The sequence below is a fragment of the Thermoanaerobacter ethanolicus JW 200 genome, from assembly GCF_003722315.1.
GTDB classification, from domain to species: Bacteria; Bacillota; Thermoanaerobacteria; order Thermoanaerobacterales; family Thermoanaerobacteraceae; genus Thermoanaerobacter; species Thermoanaerobacter ethanolicus.
The window spans coordinates 1,918,396-1,937,266 of record NZ_CP033580.1 but is presented as its reverse complement, the minus strand read 5'-3'; the positions used below and the strand labels follow the sequence as shown (position 1 = coordinate 1,937,266).

The 18,871-nt window shown below is 33.5% G+C and carries 21 protein-coding genes; 19 read left to right on the top strand and 2 right to left on the bottom strand.

What is annotated here, in order from left to right; all coding sequences use genetic code 11:
* The first annotated feature begins 60 nt into the window (after positions 1–60).
* Complete coding sequence (trpS, locus tag EB239_RS09740) at positions 61–1,044, top strand: tryptophan--tRNA ligase (RefSeq protein WP_003869182.1); 984 nt, start codon at positions 61–63, stop codon at positions 1,042–1,044.
* Here the strand turns inward: trpS and EB239_RS09735 are convergent.
* Positions 1,033–1,404: a YraN family protein gene (locus tag EB239_RS09735; RefSeq protein WP_003869181.1), complete on the bottom strand. Its 372-nt coding sequence runs from the start codon at positions 1,402–1,404 to the stop codon at positions 1,033–1,035. The genes trpS and EB239_RS09735 overlap by 12 nt on opposite strands.
* 6 nt (positions 1,405–1,410) lie before the next feature.
* A complete protein-coding gene (locus EB239_RS09730; RefSeq protein ID WP_003869180.1) occupies positions 1,411–2,139 on the bottom strand; it encodes a ribonuclease HII in 729 nt (242 codons plus the stop codon).
* 89 nt (positions 2,140–2,228) lie between these two features.
* On the opposite strand from EB239_RS09730, the gene dprA reads away from it, so the two are divergent.
* The 18 genes from dprA to flgF all read left to right on the top strand — a co-directional run bounded on the left by dprA (position 2,229) and on the right by flgF (position 18,862).
* Positions 2,229–3,317 carry a DNA-processing protein DprA gene (gene dprA, locus EB239_RS09725; RefSeq protein WP_003869179.1) on the top strand — a complete coding sequence of 363 codons (1,089 nt, stop codon included), beginning with the start codon at positions 2,229–2,231 and terminating at the stop codon, positions 3,315–3,317.
* 50 nt (positions 3,318–3,367) lie between these two features.
* Positions 3,368–5,449, top strand: coding sequence for a type I DNA topoisomerase (topA, locus tag EB239_RS09720; RefSeq protein WP_003869178.1), 2,082 nt, complete (start codon positions 3,368–3,370; stop codon positions 5,447–5,449).
* A 79-nt stretch (positions 5,450–5,528) separates the two neighbouring features.
* Positions 5,529–6,059, top strand: coding sequence for an ATP-dependent protease subunit HslV (gene hslV, locus EB239_RS09715; protein WP_003869177.1), 531 nt, complete (start codon positions 5,529–5,531; stop codon positions 6,057–6,059).
* Positions 6,060–6,071: 12 nt separating this feature from the next.
* Entirely contained in the window at positions 6,072–7,451 is a 1,380-nt protein-coding gene (gene hslU / locus EB239_RS09710; RefSeq protein WP_003869176.1) for an ATP-dependent protease ATPase subunit HslU, read from the top strand.
* A gap of 34 nt (positions 7,452–7,485) precedes the next feature.
* Entirely contained in the window at positions 7,486–8,238 is a 753-nt protein-coding gene (gene codY, locus EB239_RS09705; protein ID WP_003869175.1) for a GTP-sensing pleiotropic transcriptional regulator CodY, read from the top strand.
* A 294-nt stretch (positions 8,239–8,532) separates the two neighbouring features.
* A complete protein-coding gene (gene flgB, locus EB239_RS09700; RefSeq protein WP_003866698.1) occupies positions 8,533–8,940 on the top strand; it encodes a flagellar basal body rod protein FlgB in 408 nt (135 codons plus the stop codon).
* Positions 8,941–8,946: 6 nt separating this feature from the next.
* On the top strand, positions 8,947–9,390 hold the full coding sequence (gene flgC, locus EB239_RS09695) for a flagellar basal body rod protein FlgC (RefSeq protein WP_003866699.1): 444 nt from the start codon (positions 8,947–8,949) through the stop codon (positions 9,388–9,390).
* A gap of 6 nt (positions 9,391–9,396) precedes the next feature.
* Entirely contained in the window at positions 9,397–9,693 is a 297-nt protein-coding gene (gene fliE, locus EB239_RS09690) for a flagellar hook-basal body complex protein FliE (RefSeq protein ID WP_003866700.1), read from the top strand.
* A gap of 27 nt (positions 9,694–9,720) precedes the next feature.
* Positions 9,721–11,241, top strand: coding sequence for a flagellar basal-body MS-ring/collar protein FliF (gene fliF / locus EB239_RS09685; RefSeq protein ID WP_003869174.1), 1,521 nt, complete (start codon positions 9,721–9,723; stop codon positions 11,239–11,241).
* Positions 11,242–11,252: 11 nt separating this feature from the next.
* Positions 11,253–12,260, top strand: coding sequence for a flagellar motor switch protein FliG (fliG, locus tag EB239_RS09680; RefSeq protein WP_003869173.1), 1,008 nt, complete (start codon positions 11,253–11,255; stop codon positions 12,258–12,260).
* Positions 12,253–13,023, top strand: coding sequence for a FliH/SctL family protein (locus EB239_RS09675; protein ID WP_003869172.1), 771 nt, complete (start codon positions 12,253–12,255; stop codon positions 13,021–13,023). Before fliG ends, EB239_RS09675 begins: the two co-directional genes overlap by 8 nt.
* Positions 13,016–14,326, top strand: coding sequence for a flagellar protein export ATPase FliI (gene fliI / locus EB239_RS09670; protein WP_003869171.1), 1,311 nt, complete (start codon positions 13,016–13,018; stop codon positions 14,324–14,326). The genes EB239_RS09675 and fliI overlap by 8 nt, the downstream gene beginning before the upstream one ends.
* A gap of 5 nt (positions 14,327–14,331) precedes the next feature.
* On the top strand, positions 14,332–14,775 hold the full coding sequence (gene fliJ, locus EB239_RS09665) for a flagellar export protein FliJ (protein ID WP_003866705.1): 444 nt from the start codon (positions 14,332–14,334) through the stop codon (positions 14,773–14,775).
* Between the two features lie 12 nt (positions 14,776–14,787).
* Positions 14,788–15,366, top strand: coding sequence for a MotE family protein (locus tag EB239_RS09660; protein ID WP_003869170.1), 579 nt, complete (start codon positions 14,788–14,790; stop codon positions 15,364–15,366).
* A gap of 17 nt (positions 15,367–15,383) precedes the next feature.
* Entirely contained in the window at positions 15,384–16,739 is a 1,356-nt protein-coding gene (locus EB239_RS09655) for a flagellar hook-length control protein FliK (protein ID WP_003869169.1), read from the top strand.
* A gap of 15 nt (positions 16,740–16,754) precedes the next feature.
* Entirely contained in the window at positions 16,755–17,150 is a 396-nt protein-coding gene (gene flgD, locus EB239_RS09650) for a flagellar hook assembly protein FlgD (protein WP_003869168.1), read from the top strand.
* 9 nt (positions 17,151–17,159) lie between these two features.
* On the top strand, positions 17,160–17,528 hold the full coding sequence (locus EB239_RS09645) for a TIGR02530 family flagellar biosynthesis protein (protein WP_003869167.1): 369 nt from the start codon (positions 17,160–17,162) through the stop codon (positions 17,526–17,528).
* 80 nt (positions 17,529–17,608) lie between these two features.
* Positions 17,609–18,862, top strand: a complete 1,254-nt coding sequence (flgF, locus tag EB239_RS09640) for a flagellar basal-body rod protein FlgF (protein ID WP_003869166.1) — start codon at positions 17,609–17,611, stop codon at positions 18,860–18,862.
* Positions 18,863–18,871 lie beyond the last annotated feature (9 nt).

Here is an 18,871-nt window from a genome sequence, read left to right as displayed (position 1 = left end):
TTTTCTCTTATAATTTTTTCTAAACGACATAAAATACTCAATTGAAAAGGAGTTGATAGCTTGAAAAGAGTTTTTTCAGGAGTACAACCAACGGGAGACATTCACATAGGTAATTATTTGGGAGCAATGAGGCAATTTGTTGCGCTACAAGATGATTATGAATGCTTTTTTTGTGCCGTTGATTTACATGCTTTAACAGTTCCTCAAGACCCTAAAGTTTTAAAGGAAAAAACTATTGAATTGGCAGCACTTTACCTTGCAATAGGTTTAGATCCTAAAAAAGTTACCATTTTTATTCAGTCTCACGTTCCTGCCCATGCAGAATTGGCATGGTTGCTACAATGTATAACCTATTTTGGTGAATTGAGCAGGATGACACAATTTAAGGATAAAAGCAAAGGAAAGGAATCTGTTTCAGTTGGACTTTTTACATATCCGGACTTGATGGCAGCAGATATACTTTTATACAATACCCATTATGTTCCTGTAGGAGAAGACCAAAAGCAGCACTTAGAACTGACAAGAGACATTGCGCAGCGTTTTAACAACAGATTTGGTGAAACTTTTGTAGTTCCTGAGCCTATGATTTTAAAACTTGGTGCGAGAATAATGAGTCTTACTGACCCTACTAAAAAGATGAGTAAAAGTGACAGTGATCCAAATAACAGAATCAATCTTTTGGATGAGCCTTCTGTAATCAAAAAGAAAATAATGAGAGCAGTGACTGATTCTGAGACTGAAATAAGGATTGATTGGGAAAACAAACCGGGTGTTAGCAATCTTTTGACTATTTATAGTTTATTTACAGGTATGGAAATAGAAGAAGTTGTAAATAAATTTAAAGGACAGGGTTATGGCACTTTAAAGAAAGAATTAGCAGAGGTTGTAATAGATAAATTGACTGTTATACAAAAAAATTATAAAGACCTCAGTAGAGATTATGTTTTGAAGGTTTTAAAGGAAGGGGCGGAAAGAGCTCAAGCTGTTGCAGAAAAAACTTTGAAAGAAGTAAAAGAAAAGATGGGATTGATATTAAAAGATTAAAAAGGCGTTTGGGAAATGACTTAGTTTTTCAAAGGCTAATGTATCAGGATTTAAATAAACCTCAATCACGTCAAAACGAGGCTGAAAATTTCGAAATTTTTCTGTTGAAGCCAAGTACAACTGGGCAATTTTCAATATTCTTTGTTGTTTATGAAAATTTACAGCTTCACTTCCAGTTCCAAAAGAGATAGAGGTTCTTGTTTTTACCTCTACAAAAACTATTTCTTTTTTGAATAGAGCTATTATATCTATTTCCCCAATTTTGCATTTAAAATTTTTCTCTAAAATTTTATAACCTGATTTTAATAGATATTGGGCAGCTATTTTTTCTCCTAAGCTGCCTATTGTTTTTTTGTTCAATGTTTTTCATCCTTTCAGAATTTTTTCAATAAAAGTCTTTCTGTGGATAGGACAGGGACCGTATTTTTTTAAAGCTTCAATATGTTCTTTTGTACCATAACCTTTGTTTTTTTCAAAATTATACTGAGGATAGATTTTGTGGTATTCTTTCATTATTTTATCTCTTTCAACCTTTGCCAGTATAGAGGCAGCAGCTATAGAAATACTTTTTGAATCTCCTTTTACTATCGCTTTTTGATTTATCTCTATTTGAGGAATGGTAATAGCATCTACTAAAAGGTAATCAATTTTTTGTTGTATTTTTGAAATAGCAATCTGCATGGCTTTGTAGGTAGCATTTAATATATTTATTTTATCAATTTCTTCGCAATCAACTATTCCAATGGCATACGAGATAGCTACTTTTTTTATTACCTCTGACAATACTTCTCTTTTTTCTTCAGATAATTTTTTGGAATCGTTTATTTCCGGGATAAAAACTTCTTTTGGCAATATCACACAAGCAGCAACAATTGGCCCTACTAAGGGTCCTCTTCCTGCTTCGTCTACTCCAGCAATGAAATTTAAATTTAATTGATATAATTGATTTTCATAGTATTTTAGATTATTTATTCTTTCTGTTTCTTTTTCAAGCCACTTTTTAGCCGCTTCATTTAAGCTGAGAGATTGAAAGTCACAAAAGGGATTTTGGTATAAATAGTTTTTGAGTTGGCGTAGGTTATATAAGTTTGACATTGTATCACCTTTCTTTTTTCTTTATTTTATCACAGGTTATGTATTATAATAAAGATAATTAGGGAAAACGATGTTAAAGGGGAGCAATTATGGAAAGGGAAAAGATTTTTAAAATATGGTTAAGTACTGTCAAAGGAATAGGGTATAAAAGTTTTGTTCAATTGATGGAATTTTTCAAAACTGCGGAAGGTGTCTATAAAGCAAAAGAAATTGATATTTTTAAAGCAATAGGAAATAGAAAATTAGTACAAAATATAATAGAAGCTCAGAAGTTGAACCCTTTTGATTATATAGAAAGATTGCAAAATTTAAAAATAAGTGTATATACATTAGAAGAGGAGGAATATCCGAAAGAATTAAAAAATATTTATGATCCACCTCCTGTTTTATATTTGAAGGGGAATATAAATTTAAAAGATAATTTGTGCATTGCCATGGTGGGCTCAAGAAATGCTACTTTTTATGGAAAACAAGTGGCACAAAAATTGGCATATGAGCTGTCAGAAAGAGGTATAACAGTTGTAAGTGGTATGGCAAGAGGAATTGATAGTTTTTCTCATATAGGAGCGTTGAAGGAAAGAGGAAAAACTATTGCTGTTTTGGGAAATGGCATAAACATAGTTTATCCAAGAGAAAATAAAAAGCTGATGGAGCAAATTAGTGAGGAGGGATTGCTGGTTTCAGAGTTTCCTCTTGATGCTCCTCCGCTGCCACAAAATTTTCCTCTGAGGAATAGAATCATAAGCGGGTTATCTCTTGGGGTAGTTGTGATAGAAGCAGGAATAAAAAGTGGATCTTTATTGACGGCTCAATTTGCCTTAGAACAAGGAAGAGAGGTTTTTGCAGTACCTGGGAATATAACGAGTGCTTATAGCAGAGGAACAAATGAGCTCATAAAACAAGGTGCGAAAATTGTAATTGGTGTTGAGGATATTTTAGAAGAATTTAATTTAAGAGAGGATGTACAACAAAAGATTGAGGAAAATCTTATGTCTTCTCTGACGGAGGAAGAGAAAGAAGTGTACGATTTTATTTGTGAAGCTCCAAGAGATATAGAAGAAATAGCAGGCTATGTGAAAATAAAAATCTCAAAAGTTAATGCAATTTTATCTTCTTTAATGTTAAAAGGTATGATTGAAAAACTTCCTGGCAATAAATATGAGAAAAAAATATTTTGATAATTGTCAAAAACTTTGATATAATTATAAATTGTTTTGGAGGTGTCGAAATGGCAAAATCTCTAGTTATTGTGGAATCTCCAGCTAAAGCTAAGACTATATCTAAATTTTTAGGCAAAAATTTTAAAGTAGCAGCCTCCATGGGACATGTTAGGGATTTGCCTAAAAGTCAATTAGGTATCGATATTGAAAACAATTTTGCTCCTAGGTACATAACTATTCGGGGAAAAGGGGCTATTATAGAGAATTTAAAAAAAGAAGCAAAGGATGCAGATAAAATTTTTTTGGCCACTGACCCTGACAGAGAAGGAGAAGCAATTTCCTGGCATATTGCCCAATTGTTAAATTTGAATATTGAGGAGCCTTGTCGCATAGAATTTCACGAGATCACAAAAAATGCAGTGCAAACTGCTCTTAAAAGCCCTCGCTCTATAGATTTAAATTTGGTAGATGCGCAACAAGCCAGGAGAATTCTTGATAGATTAGTAGGATATAAAATAAGTCCCCTTCTTTGGAAAAAAATAAAGAGGGGATTAAGTGCAGGCAGAGTTCAATCAGTAGCAGCTAGGCTTATCTGCGACAGAGAAAGAGAAATAGAAGCCTTTGTGCCAGAAGAATATTGGAGTATTACCGTGATTCTCTCTGATAAGAAAAACTCTGGCAAGTTTGAAGCAAAATTCTACGGTACCAAAGAGGATAAAGTTGAGTTAAAGACAAAAGAAGATGTAGACAAAATATTAGCAGCATTGTCTGAAGAATACATTATAGATAAAGTAAAAACAGGTGTCAAAAAGAGAAATCCTTCTCCACCTTTTATCACTAGTACTTTACAACAAGAAGCTTCGAGAAAATTGGGATTTACTGCAAAAAAAACTATGTTAATTGCACAACAATTATATGAGGGGGTAGAAATCAAAGGAGAAGGCAGTGTAGGTCTTATTACTTATATAAGGACTGATTCTACAAGGGTCGCAAATGAAGCTAAGGCAGAGGTATATAAATATATAGTTGAAAAGTTTGGAAAAGAGTATGCCAATCCTGAAGCAAATTATGCTTCTAAAAGAGCCAATGTGCAGGATGCTCACGAGGCTATAAGACCTACTTCTATTTATAGGGATCCGGAAAGTATAAAAGATTCCCTAACACCAGACCAATATAAATTGTACAAACTAGTTTGGAGTAGATTCATAGCAAGTCAAATGGCACCTGCAATTTACGATACTGTTTCTATGGACATAGTAAATAATGGATATGTTTTTAAAGCCTCAGGGTCTAGCATTAAATTTTTAGGTTTTATGACAGTGTATGTAGAAGGAACAGATATGCAAGAAGAGGAAGAAAAAACTGTACCTGTACTTCAAAAAGGGACCAAATTGTTTTTAGAGGAATTAAAGCCAATGCAACATTTTACCCAGCCTCCGCCTCGATATACAGAAGCTTCTTTGATTAAAGAATTGGAGGAAAAAGGAATAGGTCGTCCCAGCACTTATGCTCCTACTATCTCTACTTTGTTAGAAAGAGGATATGTGGTAAAAGATAAAAAGAATTTAAAACCTACAGAATTAGGTTTTATTGTAACAGACGCATTAAAGGAGTTCTTTTCAAAAATTGTAGATGTAAAATTTACTGCTGAGATGGAAGAGCAGCTAGATAAGATTGAAGAAGGTCAAGTGAAATGGTATGAAGTAGTGGAAGAGTTTTATAAAGACTTTTACAAAACTTTGAAGATTGCAGAAGAACAAATGGAAGAGATAGAGGTAAAGGAAGAAGTAGAAGTAACAGACATTAAATGTGAACTTTGTGGAAGAAATATGGTTGTAAAGAAAGGCAGGTATGGAAAATTTCTTGCTTGTTCTGGTTTTCCTGAATGCAAAAATACAAAACCTTTATACGAAAAGGTTGGTGTTAAATGCCCTAAATGTGGTGGAGAAATTGTAAAGAAAAAGAGCAAAAAAGGCCGAACTTATTACGCTTGCGAAAATGCACCTGATTGCGATTTTATATTGTGGGACAAACCTGTTGAGGAAAAATGTCCTGTTTGTGGTAGCATGTTAATAGAAAAAAATACAAAAAATGTACATATACTAAAATGTTCTAATCCAGGATGTGATTATCAAAAAGAAGTTAAATGAATTTAACAAAAATTTTGAATTAATTCTTGAAGCATTGTGAAAAATGTGTTAATATTAAACTATCTAAAGGGGTGTAAACATGTTTAAGGGTACTACCATAATTGCTGTGAGAAAAGGCGATAAAGTATCAGTGGCTGGTGATGGACAGATTACCTTTGGAGAAAATACAATTTTAAAACATGGAGCGAAAAAAATTAGAAGATTGTATAATGGAGAAGTAATAGTAGGATTTGCTGGTTCGGTAGCTGATGCTTTGACTCTTTCGCAAAAATTTGAAGAAAAACTTGAGCAGTATGGAGGTAATTTAAAAAGAGCAGCAGTAGAATTGGCACAGGAATGGAGAAAAGACAAGATTTTAAGAAAGTTAGAAGCTCTTTTGATTGCGGTAGATAAAAAGGATACTTTACTTATTTCTGGCACTGGTGAAGTTATTGAGCCAGATGAGGATGTGATTGGGATAGGATCTGGAGGAAATTATGCTATGGCTGCAGCCTTGGCGCTACGGTATAATACTGATTTAGATACAGAAGATATAGCAAAAAAAGCTTTAGAGATAGCTTCAAAGATTTGTGTTTACACTAATAACAACATAACAGTTGAGACTTTATAGGGGGTGCTCTAAGTGAAGAATTATACTCCCAAGGAGATTGTAGAGGAATTAGATAAGTATATTGTAGGACAAAAGGAAGCTAAAAAGTCAGTAGCAGTGGCTTTAAGAAATAGATATAGGAGAAATCTTTTACCTGACGATTTTAAAGAAGAAGTGACCCCCAAAAATATAATTATGGTAGGCCCTACTGGAGTAGGAAAGACAGAAATTGCTCGAAGAATTGCGAAATTAGTAGAAGCTCCTTTTGTAAAAGTGGAGGCTACTAAGTTTACTGAGGTAGGATACGTAGGACGAGATGTAGATTCCATGGTGAGAGACCTTGTAGAGGCTGCTGTAAGAATGGTAAAAGAGGAAAAATTAAAAAAAGTTACTGAAAAAGCGAAGAAAATTGCAGAAGATAGGCTAATTGATTACATAATTGGAAAAAGAAAAAAACAAACTAAAAATCCTTTTGAAGTATTGTTTAATTATCCTTCTGCCGAGAAAAGTGAAGAGACAGAAGAAGAAAGTATGCAATACAAAAGAGAAGAAATAAGGCAAAAGTTAAGAAATGGCGAGCTAGATAATTATGTAGTGGAAATAGAAGTAACAGATACATCTACACCAATGCTTGAGATGTATACTAATTTAGGGTCCGAAGAAATGAACATAAATTTGCAAGATATATTTGCTGACATTTTACCTAAAAAGAAAAAAATTAAAAAAGTTCCTGTGTATGAAGCAAAAAGAATTCTAGAGTCTGAAGAAGCTCAAAACCTTATAGATATGGATGAAGTAATTGAAGAGGCTATTAAAAGAGCAGAAAACGATGGAATAATTTTCATAGATGAAATTGACAAAATTGCCAGCAGCGGTTATACAGCAGGACCAGATGTATCAAGGGAAGGAGTTCAAAGGGATATTCTTCCTATAATTGAAGGTTGTACAGTAATGACAAAATACGGTCCTGTTAAGACAGACCATATATTGTTTATAGCAGCTGGTGCTTTTAACGTTGCAAAAGTGTCTGATTTAATCCCTGAGCTACAAGGAAGATTTCCTGTAAGAGTTAATTTAAAACCTCTCACAAAAGAGGACTTTATAAGAATATTAAAGGAGCCTAAAAATGCTCTTACAAAACAGTATCAAGAGCTTTTAAGAACAGAAGGAATAGAAGTTAAATACACTGATGAAGCAATTGAGGCTATTGCAGAAGTAGCATATCTTATAAATCAACAATCGGAGGACATTGGCGCAAGAAGATTGCACACTGTCATGGAGAAGTTGTTTGAAGAATTATCTTTTAATGCGCCAGAATTGGGGGGGCAGCAAATAGTGATAACTGAAGAGTATGTAAAAGAGCAATTAAAAGATAGTCTAAATAAATACGAAGTTAGTAAATACATTTTATGATAATAAAAAATAAAAACATAGGAGGATTAGAAATATGAGCACACTATTAGAAAAAACTAGAAAAGTAAATCGAATTTTGCAAAAAACAGGAATTCAACCAGTTGATTTTAATGAAATGGCCAATATTTTAAAAGATGTCATTGAGGCCAACGTATATATTTTGAGTAGAAAGGGTAAAGTATTGGGTTATAGTATATTAAAAGATTATGGAAATGACATTTTTGCTCAAAGTAAAATAATACCTGAAGAATATAATGACAAACTTTTGCGAGTGACGGAGACGCTGGCTAATGATAAAGGTAATCTTTTTAAAGAGGATAAAGTTTTATCAGATTTAATTTTGACTATAGTACCTGTCAATGGCGGTGGAGACAGGTTAGGAACTTTAGCCTTATCAAGAGGGGTAAAAGAATTTACTGACGATGACTTGATATTAGCAGAATACGGTGCTACAGTAGTTGGCCTTGAAATTTTAAGGTCAAAAAATGAAGAAATAGAGGATGAAGCGAGAAAAAGAGCAGTTGTTCAAATGGCACTAGGAACACTTTCTTACTCCGAATTAGAAGCTATAAAAAATATTTTTGAAGAGCTAAATGGAAAAGAAGGATTATTAGTTGCAAGTAAAATAGCAGATAAAGTAGGTATTACAAGGTCTGTAATTGTAAATGCCCTTAGAAAGTTTGAAAGTGCTGGCATAATTGAGTCAAGGTCTTTAGGAATGAAAGGTACCCATATAAGGGTACTAAACGATAAATTATTAGAAGAGTTAGAGAAAATGAAAAGATAAATTTAAACCCTTATTGAAAAATATAAGTCTCCGCTTTTATGCATGGGGTTGTACTTTAGCATGAAAGCAGGAGACTTAATTTTATGTAAAAGAGTCTATAAAAATAGGACTTTTTTCTTATGGTGTAAACTATTACGGCATGATATAATATTATTCGATAAAAATTGATATTATTTTACAAAAAAGGCAGTGTTAGAACAAAGTTAAATATTTATTTTTTGGCTTATTTTAGCAGGATTTTTGGTTTGTTTGTCGAATTAAGTATAGTGTGGTCGAATAAGAGGAGGCGAGAAAATGCTGGATTTAGGAATTGAAAATATAGATTTATTACAAAAGGGATTGTACGCAGCCACTGTAAGAAACAATGTGATTGCCAATAACATCGCTAATGTGGATACTCCTAATTTCAAAAGGTCTGAAGTCAAATTTGAGGATATTTTAAAAGATGCTATAAATGGTACAAAGTTAAGAGGTTATGTTACAAACCCTAAGCACATTCCTATTGGCCCACCTGCTATTGATTCCATACAACCGGAAATTATTCAAGTAAATGACACTTCCATGAGGTTAGATGGAAATAATGTAGACATAGATGCCGAAATGGCAAATTTAGCTAAGAATCAGTTGTATTACTATGCCCTTGTGCAAAGGGTAAGTGGAGAGCTTAATTCTATCATGACTGCTGTAAAAGATGGGAGGTAATTTACAATGAACTTATTTAGTTCTATGGATATAAGTGCTTCGGGTTTGACGGCGGAAAGACTTAGAATGGACATAATTGCCCAAAATATAGCTAATGTAAATACTACAAGAACAGTTCAAGGAGGGCCTTATAGGAGAAAATTAGTGGTTTTAAAAGAAATACAACCTGACAGTTTCGAAAGCATTCTAGATAAAGTTAAAGGTAAATACAGTGGCAAAGGAGTAGAAGTTGTACAAATAGCTGAGGATGACCAAACTCCTCTTAGAGAAGTTTATGACCCTGGACATCCTGATGCTGACCAAAATGGATATGTAGAGTACCCAAATGTAAACATTGTTTCTGAAATGGTAGATATGATTTCTGCTACTCGTGCTTATGAAGCCAATGTAACAGCCTTTAATGCTTCAAAAGCTATGTTTCAAAAGTCTTTAGAAATCGGTAGGGGGTAGACATAAATGGTTAATCAAATAACACCGGTTAATCCAGTAACTTTGGATAGCACTTTAGAAGCAACACAGAATGGCAGTAAAATAGATACTTTTAGCGACTTTTTAAAAGAAGCCTTTAACAAGGTAAATGATTTACAGTTAACGGCAATGAAAAATGACCAAAAACTTGTAACTGGTGAAATTGACGATATAAATCAAGTGATGATAGATGCTGCGAAGGCTGACATTGCACTGCAGCTTACAATTCAAATAAAAAATAAAGTGCTGGAGGCCTATCAGGAAATAATGAGAATGCCATTGTAATGTCTTTAATTGAAATGAGGTGAATTAATGCCAGACTTCATTGCCAATTTTAGAGAACAACTGACAAACTTTTGGAATAAGTTTGATAAGAAACAAAAGATACAGTTAGGAATTATTGCTATTTTACTTTTTATAGGCATTTCTTTATTAGTTTACATAGTTAATAGGCCTAATTATGTAGTTTTATATTCAGATCTAAGTATAAAAGATGCAGGAGCGGTAGTTGAAAAATTAAAAACCGAATTCAAGATTCCATATAAAATATCGAACGATGGGACGACAATTTTAGTTCCTGCACAATACAAAGATGAGGTGAGGATGAAACTTGCTACAGAAGGAATCCCACAAGGGGGATTTAGCTTTCAAGACGCTATGAATAACTCCCTTGCTACAACAGACCAAGAGAGAAGACAAAAGTATTTGTATTTTCTACAAAATGAAATACAAAATTCTCTAAAAACTATAGATGGAGTGCAAGATGCTATTGTCAATATCGTAGTACCTGATCAAAATGCCTTTGTACTTTCAAATACTACTAATCAAGCTACAGCGGCTGTGATGCTAACTTTAAAGCCAGGTGTGACTTTATCCTCTTCGCAAGTCAAGGGAATCATAGATTTTGTATCTAAGAGCGTAGAAGGTTTAAAACCTGAAAATGTTACTGTAATTGATAATAATGGTAAAATTCTAACTGCAGAAAGTGATACTACTGCTGAAAATGCTAATACTCAATTTGCTCTTCAAAAAAAAGTTCAAGAAGACTTACAAAACAGCCTTCAAACATTGTTAGAACAAATGTTTGGACCAGGTAATGTAGTTGTAAGAGCAAATGTTACTTTAAATTTTGATAAAAAGACGCAGGATACTATAGAGTATTTGCCTGTTCAAGGGAATGACAATAAAGGAATTGTAAGGAGTATACAAGAGCTTAAAGAAAAAGCCACAGGTACACAAGGTGGAAGCTCACCAGGTACTGCGTCAAATAATCCTCCTGTAGCTTCAACGACTGGTAATGGTACTTCTGATTACAGTAGAACAGAAACTACTATAAATTATGAAATAAATCAAATTAAGACAAGTCTTGTTCAAGCTCAAGGGAAAATTGAAAGTATTTCTGTTGCGGTTGTTGTAAATCAAAATCTTAATAATTCTATGAAACAGCAAATTGCTGACTTGGTTACAAAAGCTGCAGGAGGGGATTCTCTTGTAAAAGTATCGGTTCAAGGAATACAATTTAACCAAGACCTGTTAAAGACAATGCAGCAGCAGGCAAAAGTTTCAAAGGGAGTACCAGTGTATGTATGGGCTATATTAGCAGCTTTAGTGTTAGGAGGCGGACTATTCCTTATTATGATGAGAAGGAAGAAAAAAGAAACCTCTTTAACTACAGCTGAACAGGAGGTCTTAGCTACTGTAGAACCTATAGAACCTATCGAAGAAATAGATTTCTCTGAGAAGGACGAAAAGAAAAAACAGATAGAAAGACTTATAAAAGAAAAGCCAGAACTTGTTGTGCAGGTAATTAGGACATGGCTTAATGAAGAGTAGGTGGTGGTATTGTGGCGAGAGGTGCACTTACAGGTAGGGAAAAAAGCGCAATGCTTTTGATTGCATTAGGCCCTGACCTTTCAGCTCAAATATATAAGCATTTAAGGGAAGATGAAATTGAACAATTAACTTTGGAAATAGCTAGTATACGAAATCTTACTCCTGAAGAGAAGCAAAAAGTTATAGATGAATTTTATAACATGTGCGTAGCGCAAGAGTACATAATAGAAGGTGGAATAGAATATGCAAAAGCAGTTTTAGAAAAAGCTTTAGGTGCTCAAGAAGCTTTTGAAGTTATCAATAAATTGACTTCTTCTTTAAAAGTAAGGCCTTTTGATTTTATAAGAAGAGCGGATCCATCTCAAGTTTTAAATTTTATACAAAACGAACATCCTCAGACTATTGCGATGATTTTGTCCTATTTAAAACCTCAACAAGCAGGAGCAATTTTATCATCACTACCTGAAAACTTACAGGCAGAAGTGGCTATGAGAATAGCGACAATGGAGAGCACTTCTCCTGAAGTAGTAAAAGAAGTTGAGAGGATTTTAGAAAGAAAACTATCTTCTTTGGTTACACAAGATTATACTTCTTCAGGCGGTATTCAGACAATTGTAGATATACTAAATTCTGTAGATAGGAGTACAGAGAAAAATATCTTGGATACTCTTGAGACTATAAATGTTGAGTTAGTAGAAGAAATTAAGAAGAGGATGTTTGTATTTGAAGATATTGTTACATTGGATTCCAGATCTATACAGAGAGTATTGAGAGAAGTAGACAATCACGATATTGCTCTTGCACTTAAAGGTTCCAGTGAGGAAGTTCAAAGAGTTATTTATAGTAATATGTCTAAGAGACTTGCTGATATGATAAAAGAAGACATACAATATATGGGACCTGTAAGATTAAAAGATGTAGAAGAAGCACAGCAAAGAATTGTAAATATCATAAGAAAATTAGAAGATGCAGGAGAGATTGTAATATCACGAGGAGGAGGGGACGAAATTATTGTATAGGATATATAAGCAACGGGAAATAAATCTTTCCTCTCCCGTGGTTTTAAGAATTGTGGAAAATGGCAATTACAAAGAAAAAGTGGAGAAAGTAATTGAATTGAGAGAACAAAGAGAGGATATAAAAAAAGAAAGTGCGGATTTAGCAAAGAAAATAATAGAAAGGGCGAGACAAGTTCAGCAAGAGATACTTAGGAAGACTAAGGAAGATGTAGAAAAAATCTTAATAGAAGTAGAGAAAAAAGCTAAGAAGATTGAAGAAGAGTATAAAGAAAAGGGCTATCAAGCTGGATATACTGCAGGATATCAAGAAGGATACAAAAAAGGAGAAGAAGAGGCTAAAGCTATAATAGAAGAAGCAAAGACTATTAAAGAAGAGATTATTAAAGAAAAACAACGAATGTATAAAGAAGCAGAAAATGATATTGTAAATGTAATTTTGCATGCGGTAGAAAAAATTGTAGGTAAATATGTGGAAGAGGACAAAGACATAATATTGAACCTCATCAAAAAAGGAATGGAAAACTACAATGCTTTTGACAAAGTCACGGTAAGGGTTAGTGAAGAGGATTATGAACACTGTATTAAAAACAAAGACAAAATTCTTAAAGACATAGAGTTTTTAGATGATGTAAATATCTTAAAAGATTTATCATTAAAAAAAGGAGATTGTGTAATTGAAACAAATTCTGGAGTGATAAACTCTGGTGTTAGTACACAACTTAAAGCTTTAAAAAACTTATTTGTGGGTGTGCTAAATGAGTAATATGTTAGATAAATATAAAAAAGTTCTTCAAGAAAAAAGGCTAATTCAATATTATGGAAAAGTTTCTCAAGTAATAGGATTAACAATCGAAAGTACAGGGCCTCTTTCCAACATAGGAGAAATATGTAATATCAAGACTATTAACGGAAATACAATTTTGGCAGAAGTTGTAGGTTTTAAAGAAGAAAAAGTGTATCTCATGCCTTTAGGGAATATGGAGGGAATAGGAGCAGGCAGCAAAGTGATAGCTACAGGTCAAACACTTAGAATTAACGTAGGAAATGAACTTCTTGGAAGGGTATTAGACGGTTTGGGCAATCCTATAGATGGCAAAGGACCGATAAAATTTGAAAAATCTATTCCTATTAATAATGTGCCGCCTGATCCTTTAGAAAGGAAGCGAATTAGAGAAGTCATTCCTCTTGGTATAAAAGCGATAGATGGACTACTTACTTGCGGCAAAGGGCAGAGAATTGGTATTTTTGCAGGAAGTGGTGTAGGAAAAAGTACGTTATTAGGTATGATGGCAAGAAATGCTAAAGCTGATTTAAATGTAATAGCTCTTATAGGAGAAAGAGGAAGAGAGGTAAATGAATTTTTAGAAAAAGATTTAGGGGAAGAAGGTTTAAAAAAATCTGTAGTTGTAGTAGCTACTTCTGATACTCCAGCTCTTATAAGAGTAAAAGGCGCTATGACTGCAACTGCTATAGCTGAATATTTTAGAGACCAGGGGTTAGATGTTCTTTTGATGATGGATTCAGTAACTCGTTTTGCCATGGCTCAAAGAGAAGTAGGGCTTTCTATAGGGGAAGCTCCTGTTTCACGAGGTTATACTCCTTCTGTCTTTTCAGTTTTACCTAAGCTTTTAGAGCGATCTGGATGTTCTAAAAAAGGCTCTATTACAGCTCTTTACACTGTGCTAGTAGATGGGGATGATTTGAATGAGCCAATTGCTGACGCAGTAAGGGGTATACTCGATGGGCACATAGTTTTGTCAAGGAAACTGGCTAATAAAAACCATTATCCTGCTATTGATGTATTAGCAAGTGTTAGCAGGGTGATAAATGACATAATTACAGAAGAACATAAAGAACTAATAGCGAGGTTTAAAGATATTTTGGCGACTTACACAGAAGCGGAGGATTTAATAAATATAGGAGCATATAATTTTGGCAGTAATCCTAAAATTGATGAAGCTATTGAGCTAAATGAAAAAATGAATAGTTTCTTAAGGCAGAGAATAGACGAATCTTATGACTTTGAAACTACAAAACAACTTTTATACGAATCTATTAAAAGGTGATAAACATGAAAAAATTTGAATTTAATTTGCAGCCGGTATTAAATTTAAAAGAACAGTCAGAGAAGATAGAAAAAGAGAGATTGTCTAAAATTATGGCAGAAATAAATTTACAAAAAGAAAAATTACATAATCTGACTAAGCATCTCAATGAGGTTTTAGAAGAGAGAAAAGATGAAATAAGTAAAGGGACTACAGCTCTTAAAATAGCCGAGTCTGATGCTTATGTAAGAAAAATACAACAGATGATTGAAGACAAGAGAAATCTTATAAAAAAATTAGAAAAAGATGCTGACTTAGTAAGAGAAAATCTTTTAAAGATTTCTAAAGAAAAAAAGGCATTGGAGAATTTAAGAGAAAAGCAATTCACTGAATATCAATATCTATTGAACTTAGAGCAAAATAAGGTGATAGATGAGCAGATAAGTTTTAGAGTAGCTAAATCCTATTAGGAGGATAACCATATGCAAAATGAAGAAACACAAGTGAAAAAGCGGCCAAAAACGAGGCTAATATTTTTAATACTTTTGCTGGTGATTATAGGGGGCATGGCTGCGATAATTTACTTTAATATAGGGGGAAGTCAAACCTATCTAACAAAACAGTTATCAAAAGTTCCGATTTTAAAAGGCTTGATTTCTCAGCCATCAGTCCAGGACAAAAATGCAGAAATAGCAAAACTTACTAATGAATTAAAAGCAAAGGAACAACAAATTGCTGACTATGAGGCTAAGTTAAAAGAAAAAGATGACCAGATTAATGCTTTAAAAGCAGAATTAGAGAAAATACAGAATGAAAGTAGTACTTTAAAACAACAGTTAGAAAATAAGCAAGCTAGTTTAAAAGATATAGCTACTTATTATCAAAACATGGACCCTCAAAATGCAGCTCAAATTCTTAACAACATGTCAGATGAAGATGTAATAAAAATATTAAGTTACATGAATAAAGACAGTGCATCAAAAATATTAGAGTCATTAAAAGCAGATAAAGCAGCTAAAATAACTAATATTCTTTTAAAAAATGCTACAATGATTCCTTAGAAAGGAGGTGAGAGGGATTGAGTGGAATACTACTTGATACTGAATTGTTGCCATTTGCAGTAGTGAATGTAAAACCTGATGGAATCAAAGCAGCTACAAATTCACAAAAAAACTTAGCTACCAAAGGAGATAGTCCTCCTAAATTTTCAAAAGTGTTAAATCAACAATTGCAGTTAGCTGTTAAAGAAAATGGTGAAACTCTGTCCTCCAAAATCGAGAAAGATAAAAACATCGAAGAAGGTCAAGATGCAAAATTTGCTGATATAGAAGATACGCTGATTAAAGATGTTTTTAATTGGCTGCAATACTTAATAAATACTTTAAACGTAACAGGACAAATGAGGGAGGGCGAACAACAGTCAGTTGGCTCTCAGGAATTGGTTAGAGTTTTTCAAAAAGAAGTGGGACAACTGCTGCAGAATTTTTTTCAAGGCAAAAATTTGGATATTGACAAAATCTCTCAAAAAATTAGCCAACTTTTAGAGAAAAACTTCGGCATCAAATTGCAATCAGATACAATAGCTAACGCTATTAAAACCGGCAATTTTGAAGAAATTTTAAGTCTCTATAAAAATAAAAATCCTGATGGGGAAATTGCGAAAGTACAAGAATCAGATATGTACGTTTCTCGTTTACAATCCTCTAATGCTAAAGAAGGAAAAAATAATTTGACACAAGTTAAAGAAGAAGATGAGAATTTGACTCAATTAAATTCACAGCGTCTTTTGAGTACAGTCAGTAAGGATAACAGTACAAAATCAAAAAATTTACCATCAAATTCAAATAACGAATTCTTTGCAATTAAGAAAGACGGAGATTTTGAGCAAAATCAGTCGTTTCAACAAAATGACTTTGCATTTTTAAAACACGACACAAAAATCTTTGATAATCAATTAATACAACAAAACTCTAAATTCCATCAAAAACCTGAAATTCAAATTTTTGACCAAATAATAAACAACGTAATTCTTTCAAAAAATGAAGTTTCTTCGACTATTAGTATACAATTAAAACCAGAATTTTTAGGGAAACTTCAAATTAACCTTAAATCTATAGATGGTAACATCATCGCTACCATAATAACAGACAGCGAGAAGTTAAAACATCAGATTGAATCTAATTTAGCAATTTTAAATAGTCAGTTAGATTTAAAAGGAATTAAAATAGATAGTTTTAATGTGACAGTAGACAAAAATATGCAATTTACTTCTCAATACAATGGCCAGCAAGGTTTTAACGATGCATCAAAGCAGCAAAATATGCAAAAAGGATATGTCAATTACTTAGTTTATGAACTTCCACAAACAGAAGAGATAGATCTGCCACAACAAAATTATCAGATTTCACAAGACCATATTGACGTAAAAGCGTAGAAAGGAGGGAATATTGTGGATATAAATACCAATTACAATATTACAACTGTTTACACTAACAGAGTAACAACATCAAAAGACCAATTGGGAAAGGATGATTTTTTAAAACTTTTAGTCACCCAGCTAAAAAATCAAGATCCTTTAAATCCAATGGATGATAGAGAATTTATTGCACAATTGGCACAGTTTTCAACGTTAGAACAAATGCAAAACATGAATAGTAGCTTTAATGCGGTAAGAGCTATAAATTTGATAGGCAAAAATATATATGCTACCATTACTGACAATAATGGGAATTCTCAAACTGTGACAGGAAAAGTAGATGTTGTTTATAAGCAAAATGGAGAATACTTTTTACAAGTGAACGGCATAGATGTGCCAGTGGATGCTGTGACAGCTGTTTCAGAATGAGGTGATAAAATGTCTGAGATAGTGAAAATCCCTCAAAACCTAAATGTCAATTACTTAGCCCAGAGAGTAGCAGGTAACAATGGGACTTCTACAGCCTTCAAAGAAGTTTTAAATGAAAAAATTGATGAACTAAAATTTTCAAAGCATTCACTTATGAGGATGGAAATGAGAAATGTTAAAATTACGCAGAAAGAATATCAAAAGCTTTTGGAGGCAGTAAACAAAGCTAACCAAAAAGGAATAAAGGATTCTCTAATCATAATAGATAACAAAGCCTTTGTAGTAAATTTAAAGTCTAAGACGGTTATAACGGCAATGGATGGAGAAATGTTAAAAGATAGTGTTTTTACAAATATAGACGGTGCTGTAATAATTTAAGCCGGACCTTAACGAGGGGGCTTATCGCTTTTGACTGACAGAGAAAGCGAGCAGCACCGAAAATAAAGGGAGGAGAAAAAATGTTAAGGTCAATGTATTCTGCAGTTTCAGGGTTGAAAGCTCATCAAGCAAGGATGGATGTAATAGGAAATAACATAGCAAATGTCAACACTGTTGGATATAAAGCCAGCAGAATGACTTTTAAAGAAATATTTAGTCAGACGATAAAAGGGGCTTCTGCGCCTCAAGGAAATGGCGGTGGAACTAATCCTCAACAGATTGGTCTGGGAGTAGCTATAGCTTCAATTGATACGTTGTTTACAAGAGGCGGTGCTCAAAGAACAGATAATCCTACAGACCTTTCAATTGATGGAAATGGATTTTTCATTGTCTCCAATGGAGGAGCAAATTTGTACACAAGGGCAGGAAACTTTAGCTTTGACTCTAATGGAGATTTAGTGACACCTGATGGATATAAAGTTTTGGGTTGGATGTCAACAGATGGGAAAACAGTAAACACTGATACAGGAAATTTAGTGCCAATAAGCCTTAAAAATTGGTCAAGCATAGACCCGGTAGCGACTACACAATTAGAAATAGGAGGAAATCTAAATGCTTCAACAGCAATAGATGCAGATATAAGCTATAATATCGTTGTATATGATTCTCAAGGAGGAAGTCATGTAGCTACAATTACTTTTACTAGAAAAGGGGCAAATTCATGGGATTGGAAAGTATCCTCTTCTGATCCAGCAATTTCATCTATCGATGGTACAGGTACTCTTACTTTTGATTCTGAGGGGAAAATTGCGCCAGATCAAAGTGGAAATAGAATTGCAACTGGTACCCTGACTTTTAATATGGATAGTAATATGACAAACGCAACTATTGGTCCTGTTTCACTTGACCTTTCAAAACTTACTATGTTCTCAAGTGAGACCGATTTGAGAGAACTTAGTAAAAATGGAAATGAAGCGGGTTCTTTGGAGAGCATTAACATAGACAAATATGGAGTTGTATCAGGTATATATTCCAATGGTCGCCGACAGATAATTGGGCAAATTGCTATTGCAGATTTTCAAAACCCCATGGGATTAGAGAAGATAGGAAATACCATGTTTATTAATACAGTAAACTCAGGAGAACCAATGATAGGAGCAGCTGGTACAGGTACAAGGGGCTCTATAAATCCTGGAACCTTAGAGATGTCTAATGTAGATTTGTCTAATGAATTTGCAGATATGATTGTAACTCAAAGAGGTTTTCAAGCTAATGCGAAAGTTATAACTGTCTCTGATGAAATATTGCAAGACCTTGTTAATATGAAGAGATAATTATAGTCT